The organism is Tardiphaga sp. (genome assembly GCF_028290495.1).
Taxonomy (GTDB): domain Bacteria; phylum Pseudomonadota; class Alphaproteobacteria; order Rhizobiales; family Xanthobacteraceae; genus Tardiphaga.
Genome location: NZ_JAQGJT010000064.1, coordinates 1 through 7499, shown reverse-complemented (window position 1 = coordinate 7499; position 7499 = coordinate 1). Strand labels below are relative to the sequence as shown.

Annotated in this window: 11 protein-coding genes; 4 read left to right on the top strand and 7 right to left on the bottom strand. The window is 63.5% G+C overall.

The window, feature by feature from the left end:
• Nucleotides 1-256 (bottom strand): 3-isopropylmalate dehydratase small subunit (gene leuD, locus JWQ24_RS12405; RefSeq protein WP_299808043.1); only part of this gene is annotated, 256 nt, incomplete at its 3' end.
• Between the two features lie 91 nt (nucleotides 257-347).
• The gene (locus tag JWQ24_RS12400; protein ID WP_299808041.1) at nucleotides 348-767 is read right to left on the bottom strand and encodes a metallopeptidase family protein; all 420 of its coding nucleotides are present in this window, start codon (nucleotides 765-767) and stop codon (nucleotides 348-350) included.
• 114 nt (nucleotides 768-881) lie between these two features.
• Here JWQ24_RS12400 and JWQ24_RS12395 point away from each other — a divergent pair, with 114 nt between their 5' ends.
• Nucleotides 882-1190, top strand: a complete 309-nt coding sequence (locus tag JWQ24_RS12395; protein WP_299808040.1) for a hypothetical protein — start codon at nucleotides 882-884, stop codon at nucleotides 1188-1190.
• 4 nt (nucleotides 1191-1194) lie between these two features.
• On the opposite strand, the gene JWQ24_RS12390 is transcribed toward JWQ24_RS12395, so the two are convergent.
• Nucleotides 1195-1392: a hypothetical protein gene (locus JWQ24_RS12390; RefSeq protein ID WP_299808038.1), complete on the bottom strand. Its 198-nt coding sequence runs from the start codon at nucleotides 1390-1392 to the stop codon at nucleotides 1195-1197.
• A 210-nt stretch (nucleotides 1393-1602) separates the two neighbouring features.
• Between JWQ24_RS12390 and JWQ24_RS12385 the strand changes: the two genes are divergently transcribed.
• The 3 genes from JWQ24_RS12385 (at nucleotide 1603) to JWQ24_RS12375 (ending at nucleotide 2909) form a co-directional block, all read left to right on the top strand.
• Entirely contained in the window at nucleotides 1603-1896 is a 294-nt protein-coding gene (locus JWQ24_RS12385) for a hypothetical protein (protein WP_299808036.1), read from the top strand.
• Nucleotides 1897-2057: 161 nt separating this feature from the next.
• Nucleotides 2058-2270 carry a hypothetical protein gene (locus tag JWQ24_RS12380; RefSeq protein ID WP_299808034.1) on the top strand — a complete coding sequence of 71 codons (213 nt, stop codon included), beginning with the start codon at nucleotides 2058-2060 and terminating at the stop codon, nucleotides 2268-2270.
• A gap of 201 nt (nucleotides 2271-2471) precedes the next feature.
• Entirely contained in the window at nucleotides 2472-2909 is a 438-nt protein-coding gene (locus tag JWQ24_RS12375) for a hypothetical protein (RefSeq protein ID WP_299808032.1), read from the top strand.
• 108 nt (nucleotides 2910-3017) lie between these two features.
• On the opposite strand, the gene JWQ24_RS28580 is transcribed toward JWQ24_RS12375, so the two are convergent.
• The 4 genes from JWQ24_RS28580 to rplS form a co-directional block, all read right to left on the bottom strand.
• Nucleotides 3018-3746 (bottom strand): hypothetical protein, encoded by a 729-nt coding sequence (locus JWQ24_RS28580; RefSeq protein WP_366521437.1) that lies wholly within the window; start codon nucleotides 3744-3746, stop codon nucleotides 3018-3020.
• Nucleotides 3747-3854: 108 nt separating this feature from the next.
• Nucleotides 3855-5021 (bottom strand): winged helix DNA-binding domain-containing protein, encoded by a 1167-nt coding sequence (locus tag JWQ24_RS12365; protein WP_299808028.1) that lies wholly within the window; start codon nucleotides 5019-5021, stop codon nucleotides 3855-3857.
• Nucleotides 5022-5182: 161 nt separating this feature from the next.
• Nucleotides 5183-6607, bottom strand: coding sequence for a 3-isopropylmalate dehydratase large subunit (gene leuC / locus JWQ24_RS12360; RefSeq protein WP_299808027.1), 1425 nt, complete (start codon nucleotides 6605-6607; stop codon nucleotides 5183-5185).
• A 386-nt stretch (nucleotides 6608-6993) separates the two neighbouring features.
• Nucleotides 6994-7401, bottom strand: coding sequence for a 50S ribosomal protein L19 (gene rplS / locus JWQ24_RS12355; protein WP_299808026.1), 408 nt, complete (start codon nucleotides 7399-7401; stop codon nucleotides 6994-6996).
• Nucleotides 7402-7499: the final 98 nt, after the last annotated feature.

Genomic DNA, 7499 nt, shown 5'->3' with positions numbered 1-7499 from the left:
CGTGCTCGCGGCTCGAGCCGCAGCCGAAATTGTCGCCGGCGACCATGATCTTGGCGTTGCGATAGGCCGGCTTGTTGAGCACGAAATCCGGGTTCTCGCTGCCGTCGTCGAGATAGCGCGCTTCGGCGAACAGGACCTTGCCAAGCCCGGTGCGCTTGATGGTCTTGAGGTACTGCTTCGGGATGATCATGTCGGTGTCGACATTGATGATCTTCAGCGGCGCCGCGACGCCTTCCAGCGTGATGAACTTGTCCATGATGCGTTTTCCAGATTGAGGTCGGATTTTAGCCCGATCGGGGCCGCGCTCCAAGACCGAATTACAGGGCTGAATTGCAAGGCTGAATGGCTCAGCCCTGTTCCTCGACATCGTCCTTCACCTGCGCCTCGATCGTCTCCATGTCGTCGTCGGAGAGGCCGAAATGGTGACCGATCTCGTGGATCAGCACGTGGCGGACGATGTGGCCGATGGTTTCGTCGTGTTCGGCCCAGTAATCCAGGATCGGGCGGCGATACAGCCAGATCATATTGGGCAGCTGGCCGGTGTTGTCGTGGCTCTGAAACGGCAGGCCGACGCCCTGAAACAGGCCAAGCAGGTCGAATTCGGTCTCCGCCTGCATCTCTTCCAGCACCTCGTCGGTCGGGAAATCGTCGACCCGGATAATGACGCCCTCGCACAGCTGGCGGAAACCGCCTGGCAGCAGCGCCAGCATGGCATGCGCCATCGTTTCCATTTCGGCGAGATCGGGGGCTTTGGCGGAGGACCACATCCGTCCTGTGTAGAAGATTGCCGCGGATTGGGCAAAGCCGGGCGCGGCGGCGGTTGACGGAAGGGCGGCAATCGGGGACGTTGCGGCTCAAGATGGTTGGTTCGGGGCGTCACGATGCGAATTTCGATAGGGGCAATGGGTTTGGCGATGGCGCTCGGCGGCTTGCCTATGACCGGCACGGCGCAGGCGCAGGACGCCCCGCGCATCACCCGCACGCAGTCCGCCTCCGACCTCCCGGCACAGAACCGCCGTCCCCGCGCGCGCGTCCGGATCTATCGCAACGACGGCGATCGCGGCGTCTATCCCAGTTACAATCCCGGTCCCAATGCCGTACGCGACTGCACCGCCACGCTGGTGCAGGAGTTCCGCCCGAGCGGAACCGTGATCGTGCCGCGCATGAATTGCTTCTGGCGTCGCGGCTGACCCATCAGCGGTGCCGGATGGCGCCGATCACGCCCCACGCGATCAGCAGCGCCGATCCGCCATAGACGATGATCGTCATCGCCAGTTGCACGGTCGCACTTGCGGTGTCGTCGGCAATGCCGGGACCCTGCGAAGCATGAACAACAGGCACAACGAATGTCGAAAGCGCGAGAGCGACCATCGCTGTTGATGTTCTGGACATGGCGACCTCCATCATCGGTAGCCCAGTTACGAATGGCCACGCGAGTTGGTTTTCAAGTTTCACGATCACGCTTTCGCGTCCGCGACACAATGTCCGCATCGGCGACTGAATCATTCACATCGCGTTCACGCGACTCGCTCTAGCTTCCTTGCATGCGCGGCAATGTCCTGCCGTGCGGCATCACATGGATGCCGGAATGAGGAAACGAAGATGAACATCAAGAAGATTTTCGGCTTTGTCGCAGTCGCGGGATTGCTGTTCGTCGCGGCTCCGGCCGAGCGCGCCCAGGCACTTTCGCTGAGCGGTCCCGGCATCGCCGCCGCCGTACAGAGCGATGTCGGCGCAGGCGCCGCGACGCAAGTGCAGTATCGTGATCGCGGCTACCGCCCGCATCGCGGCTATGGCCGCCCGCATCACGGTTATCGCCGTCACGATGGCTGGCGCCGTCCGCACTTCGCGCCGCGCCATCACTCGTACGGCCGTCGTCATCACCACCGCTATTGATAGCAAAACACTACCGGAACAGGCCCGCTCGCGCGGGCCTGTTTTTTGTCGCACATTCATTTTGCATTCACGTCGGACGGCCTAGCCTTTCAGGCCTGCGACGCCTGCGCCATCCGGACGGAGCGTCGGCACATTGGTGCTAGCCCCGAGGAGGAATGCATATGACCATCAAACGTATTCTGGGCCTGACCGCAGTGGCGGGACTGCTCGTGCTCGCCGCCCCCACCGAGCGCGCCGGCGCGATGTCGCTGGTCAGCCCTGGCATCGCTGCCGCGGTGCAGAGCGAGACCGCGACCGGCGCCACCGAGGTGCGCTGGCATCGCGGCTGGCGGCATCGGCACCATCGCCGCCACTGGCGTCATCGTCATTGGTGAGTTGTCGTTCGACGACGAAAGGGCTCGCAGCCGCGGGCCCTTTTACGTGACGACAATCCGATGCGCGCCGCGCCGTCACGATCACGTGTTCGCCAGCATTGGCAACGATTGACGATCTGTTTACCGCGTCGCTCTGTCGCGGGAAATCGCATCTTATATATGCGTTACGTTGAAGCTGGGACATCACCACAAGGAATGATCATGAAGACATGGATTGGCGCGACCCTGCTGGCCGCAGCGGTTTCATTCGGCGGCGGCCTCGCCACCACGGCCGCGATGGCCACGCCGCAGACCCCACAGAAGGTCTCTCCGCAGAAGGCCGACAAGGCGACCGACATCAGCGCGCGCCGCCGCCATCATCATCGTTATCAGCGCCACCACATGCATCGCCGCTACGCACGGCCGTACTATCGCTCGTATTATCTACCGCCGGCCTATTCCGGCCGTCCCTACGCCTACCGCCCCTATGGCGGTTACGACCGCCCGTCTTATTACGGCAGTTCGTTCTACGGCCAGGGCTACGGCCGGCCCTATGGCTACGGCGGTTATCGTCCCTATGGCGGCTATGGTTACGGCCGCTCGGTCGGCATCGGCTTCGGTTTTGGCGGCCCGGTCGGTTTCGGCTTCGGCGGCTGGTAGGTCTTCCCTGCTTCACTTCGAGATCGACAGGCGCCTTCGGGTGCCTGTTTTCGTTTGTGGCTGCGATTGAATATTGCTTCGATCACCGATCGATCATTCATGAGGGGTTCAGATCGCTATCGCTAATTTTTCGTTAAGGGCGACGTGAGCAGCACCGGCGCGCCGGGCTTCCTGCGCATCGGCACTCCCGGGCACTCTTAACGGAGGAAGTTTGACATGACGAAAGGTCAGGGTCTCAGGCGAGGTCTCGTTCGGTCGCTCGGCATGATCGCCGCAGCGGCCATGATGGTATCGGCCGCGCCGGCCGCGCGCGCGGTGTCGCTGATCGGGCCGGGTGCTGCGCCCGCGACGAAACAGGCGCCCGATGCACTCACGCAAGTACAGCACCGTGGTGGCGGACACGCTCACGGCGGTGGTGGTGGGTTCCGCGGAGGCGGTGGTGGCGGCGGATTCCGCGGCGGAGGCCCGGCATTTCATGGTGGCGGCTTCAGGGGCGGCCCCGCCTTTCATGGAGGTGGTGGCGGAGGAGGCTTTAGAGCAGCAGCCCCCGTCTTCCGTGGCGGCGGTTTCCGGCACGGTCCGGCGTTCCACGGCGGCGGATTTCGTCATGGCGGGCCGGTACTTGCCCGGCGTCACTTCATAGCGCCCGCTTACTACGGCCATCGCCGGCATCACTTCCGCCCGCGGTACTATGGCTACGGTTACCAGCCGTACTATTACGGGCCGCGCTATTACCACCAGCGCCGCTTCTGCCGGATCGTGATGACCTATTACGGCCCGCGCAAGATCTGCCGCTACCGCCCGTGGCATCATCGCCATTGGCACCAACGCCGGCATCACCGCTTCCATGCGTATTGGTGAGGTGAAGTAACAACTCGTGGCCCCGGATTTGCGAAGCAATCCTTCGTATTGCATCGCGTCCGGGGAACGAAAATATCCGCGATCTCAATCGCCGAGCTGAAACTTCTCGAATCGACCAAGCTCTTCCTCGATGCGGCGTTTCCACTCCTTGCGCGGCGGTTTTTTCGCGCCGTCGCCGACCCAGTTCCATTTCTGCATCAGAACTTTTCGAGCCTGCCGGTCGGTCTTCAGATCGATCGCCGCGACGATCTCGCCATCGACCAGCACCGGCAACGCGAAGTATCCGAGCAGCCGCTTCTCCCGGGGCACATAGGCCTCGAAGCGGTGGTCGTGGCCGAAAAACAAGTTGGTTCGCTTGCGCTGGATGATCAGCGGATCGAACGGCGACAGGATGTGCACCAGCCCGCTTTCGCCTTCGCCTGAATCCTCAAGCGTTGCCGGCGCGGCCCAATACTCCTGCTTGCCGGCACCGTCGAGCGCCACCGGCACCAGCTCGCCGCGCCGCATCCGCGCCTCGATCAACTTCCGCACCGCCGCCTTGGAGGGCGCATCGAGATGGCAGATCGAGTCGAGGCTGACGATGCCTTGCGAACGCAAGGCGCGATCCAGCAAATAGGCGACCTGCTCCGACGCAGACGCGGCCTTCGGCAGGCTGTCCCAGCCGAAGTGCCGCAGCGTGAGATCGTAGGTCTTCAGCATGCCGGTGCGTTCGGAGATCGTCAGCCGGCCCTCAAAGAACGCCAGTTGCAGCGCCCGCTTCGACGGCTTGCGGCTGGCCCACTCGTGATCCTTCTCGCGCAACACGTCGTCGTCGATGTCGCGGATCGACAGCGGCCCGGCCTGCGCCAGCCGCATCACCTTGCGCAAGTCCGCCGGTGTCACGGTGGTACACCACGCGTGCCCCTCACGGCGATGGTACTTCATGTCCGGCACGAAGAAACGCAGGTCCGCGCTCGGCACATAGGCCAGCGCGTGGGTCCAGTATTCGAACACACTCTTGTCGTGCGACTGCGCCTGCTTGAGATGTCCGCGTTGGTAGTTCGGCATCCGCGAAAACAGGATATGGTGGTGGCTGCGCTCGATGACGTGGATGGTGTCGATCTGCACATATCCGAGATGCGCGACGGCTTCTGCGACCGCAGCCGCGCCATCGCCGAACGGCACGCGCGTATCGAGCCGCTGGGCGCGCAGCCAGATGCGACGGGCGGCGGCGGTCGTGAGTTCAACAGGTTTCGAAGCGGCGCGGGGCATACAGCAAGGGTAGCCCAGTCGAACCAGCCTGTCATTCCGGGACGCGAGCGCACACATGCGCGCGCGAACCCGGAACCCAGATGTGTTCAACTATCTCGGGGTTCCGGGTTCAGGCCGGTCCGCGGCGCGGTCCGGCTTGAACCGAAATGACACCGGATGTGTCACCGCCACTCACGAATATCGACAAAATGCCCGGCGATCGCGGCGGCCGCGGCCATCGCGGGCGACACCAGATGGGTACGGCCCTTGTAGCCCTGACGGCCCTCGAAATTGCGGTTCGAGGTGGCCGCGCAACGCTCTTCCGGTAGCAGTTTGTCGGGATTCATCGCCAGGCACATCGAGCAGCCCGGCTCGCGCCATTCGAAGCCGGCCTTCAGGAATATCTTGTCGAGGCCTTCGGCTTCCGCCTGCGCCTTCACGAGGCCCGAACCCGGCACGATCATCGCGCTCAGATTGGCGTTGACGGTGTGGCCTTCGACGACCTTGGCCGCCGCGCGCAGATCCTCGATCCGGCCATTCGTGCAGGAGCCGATAAAGATGCGGTCAAGCTTGATATCGGTGATCCTGGTGCCAGCGGTCAGGCCCATATAGGCCAGCGCGCGATGCTTGGAGAGGCGCTTGGCCTCATCCTCGATCTTGTCGGGATCCGGCACCACGCCCGCGATCGAGACCACGTCCTCAGGGCTGGTGCCCCAGGTGACGATCGGCGGCAGGGAGGCGGCGTCGAGCCGCAGTTCGTGGTCGAAGAACGCGCCTTCGTCGGAGCGCAGCGTCTCCCAGTAACGCATCGCCTCGTCCCACATCGCGCCCTTCGGCGACATCGGCCGACCCTTCAGGAATTCATAGGCCTTCTCGTCCGGCGCGATCAGGCCGGCGCGGGCGCCGCCTTCGATCGACATGTTGCAGACCGTCATGCGGCCTTCCATGGACAGCGCGCGGATCGCCTCGCCGGCATATTCCATCACGTAGCCGGTGCCACCGGCGGTGCCGATCTCGCCGATGATCGCCAGGATGATGTCCTTGCCGGTGACGCCGTCGGGCAGCACGCCATCGACGGTGATCCGCATGTTCTTGGCCTTCTTCTGGATCAGCGTCTGGGTCGCCAGCACGTGCTCCACTTCGGAGGTGCCGATACCATGCGCCAGCGCACCGAACGCGCCATGCGTCGAGGTATGGCTGTCGCCGCAAACGATCGTGGTGCCGGGCAGCGTAAAACCCTGCTCGGGGCCGATGACGTGGACGATGCCCTGGCGGACATCGAACTCGTTGTAGTACTCGATGCCGAATTCGCGGACGTTCTCGGCCAGAACGGCGATCTGCTCGGCACTTTCCGGATCGGGATTGGGCTGCGAGCGATCAGTCGTCGGCACGTTGTGATCGACCACCGCCAGCGTCTTCGACGGCGCATGCACCTTGCGGCCGGCAGCGCGCAGGCCCTCGAAGGCCTGCGGGCTGGTCACTTCATGCACCAGATGGCGGTCCACATAGAGCAGGCAGGTGCCGTCATCGGCTTCGTGGACCAGATGATCGGTCCAGATCTTGTCGTACAAAGTGGTCGGCTTGGCGGCGTCGATGTGCTGGGTCATGAGATCAGGCCTTGAAGGAAGTGCGTGAACCGGGCGCTGCGCAGGGATGTTGGCCGAAAGACGATGGGAGCGCAGCAGAAAGCGGGCAGACGGAGCGGGTCAGAGCCGTCGAAGCTCGGCCGCGACCCCCGTCGTGAAACGGCCGAAGAAGCGGCCGGGCAGCCGGCTGTGATCGTCGATCACGATGCGGGCCGCGCGCTGGTACAGATCTGGAAACATTCCAACCATATAGCACTGGCGCCGGGTTTCGCCAATGAGAAGCAGGCCTGCTCTCTCAATGGTCGTCCCCGCGTTCGCGGGGACGACGGCTGAAAGGTCCGCACGATCACCCAACGCAAAAAGCGCGGCTTGCGCCGCGCTTTGATCGCATATTCCTAGAACGAAGATTACTTCGCGGCAGCCACGGCAGCGCCGCCGGCAACCTTGACCGGACGCTCGGTCTTCTTCTCGACGATGCGGGCCGACTTGCCGCGCAGGTTGCGCAGGTAATACAGCTTGGCGCGACGCACCTTGCCGCGACGAACCACCTTGATCGAGTCGATCATCGGCGACACCGTCGGGAACACGCGCTCGACGCCCTCACCGTAGGAGATCTTGCGAACGGTGAAGCTCTCATTGATGCCACCGCCGGAACGGCCGATGCAGACGCCTTCATAGGCCTGCACGCGGGAACGCTCGCCTTCGACAACCTTCACGTTGACGATGACGGTATCTCCGGGACCGAACTCCGGAATCGTCTTGGTAGCGGAAAGGCGGTCGAACTGCTCTTTTTCGAGCGTCTGAATCAGGTTCATCGAAATCTCCATCGGCGGCGCGCCCAGACATCGGCGCGGGCTGCGCACACGTCCATCTATCCTGCCATTGCACGGATTTGGCGTCCCTATACGGCATA

Bases quoted from the DNA above. Each gene is read 5' to 3' on its own strand.
- JWQ24_RS12385 (WP_299808036.1), top strand. From the start codon at position 1,603: ATGAACATCAAGAAGATTTTCGGCTTTGTCGCAGTCGCGGGATTGCTG.
- JWQ24_RS12395 (WP_299808040.1), top strand. From the start codon at position 882: ATGCGAATTTCGATAGGGGCAATGGGTTTGGCGATGGCGCTCGGCGGC.
- JWQ24_RS12375 (WP_299808032.1), top strand. From the start codon at position 2,472: ATGAAGACATGGATTGGCGCGACCCTGCTGGCCGCAGCGGTTTCATTC.
- JWQ24_RS12400 (WP_299808041.1), bottom strand. From the start codon at position 767: ATGTGGTCCTCCGCCAAAGCCCCCGATCTCGCCGAAATGGAAACGATG.
- JWQ24_RS12365 (WP_299808028.1), bottom strand. From the start codon at position 5,021: ATGCCCCGCGCCGCTTCGAAACCTGTTGAACTCACGACCGCCGCCGCC.
- JWQ24_RS28580 (WP_366521437.1), bottom strand. From the start codon at position 3,746: ATGCCGGCGTTGGTGCCAATGGCGATGATGCCACGGGCGGTAGCGGCA.
- rplS (WP_299808026.1), bottom strand. From the start codon at position 7,401: ATGAACCTGATTCAGACGCTCGAAAAAGAGCAGTTCGACCGCCTTTCC.
- JWQ24_RS12380 (WP_299808034.1), top strand. From the start codon at position 2,058: ATGACCATCAAACGTATTCTGGGCCTGACCGCAGTGGCGGGACTGCTC.
- leuC (WP_299808027.1), bottom strand. From the start codon at position 6,607: ATGACCCAGCACATCGACGCCGCCAAGCCGACCACTTTGTACGACAAG.
- JWQ24_RS12390 (WP_299808038.1), bottom strand. From the start codon at position 1,392: ATGTCCAGAACATCAACAGCGATGGTCGCTCTCGCGCTTTCGACATTC.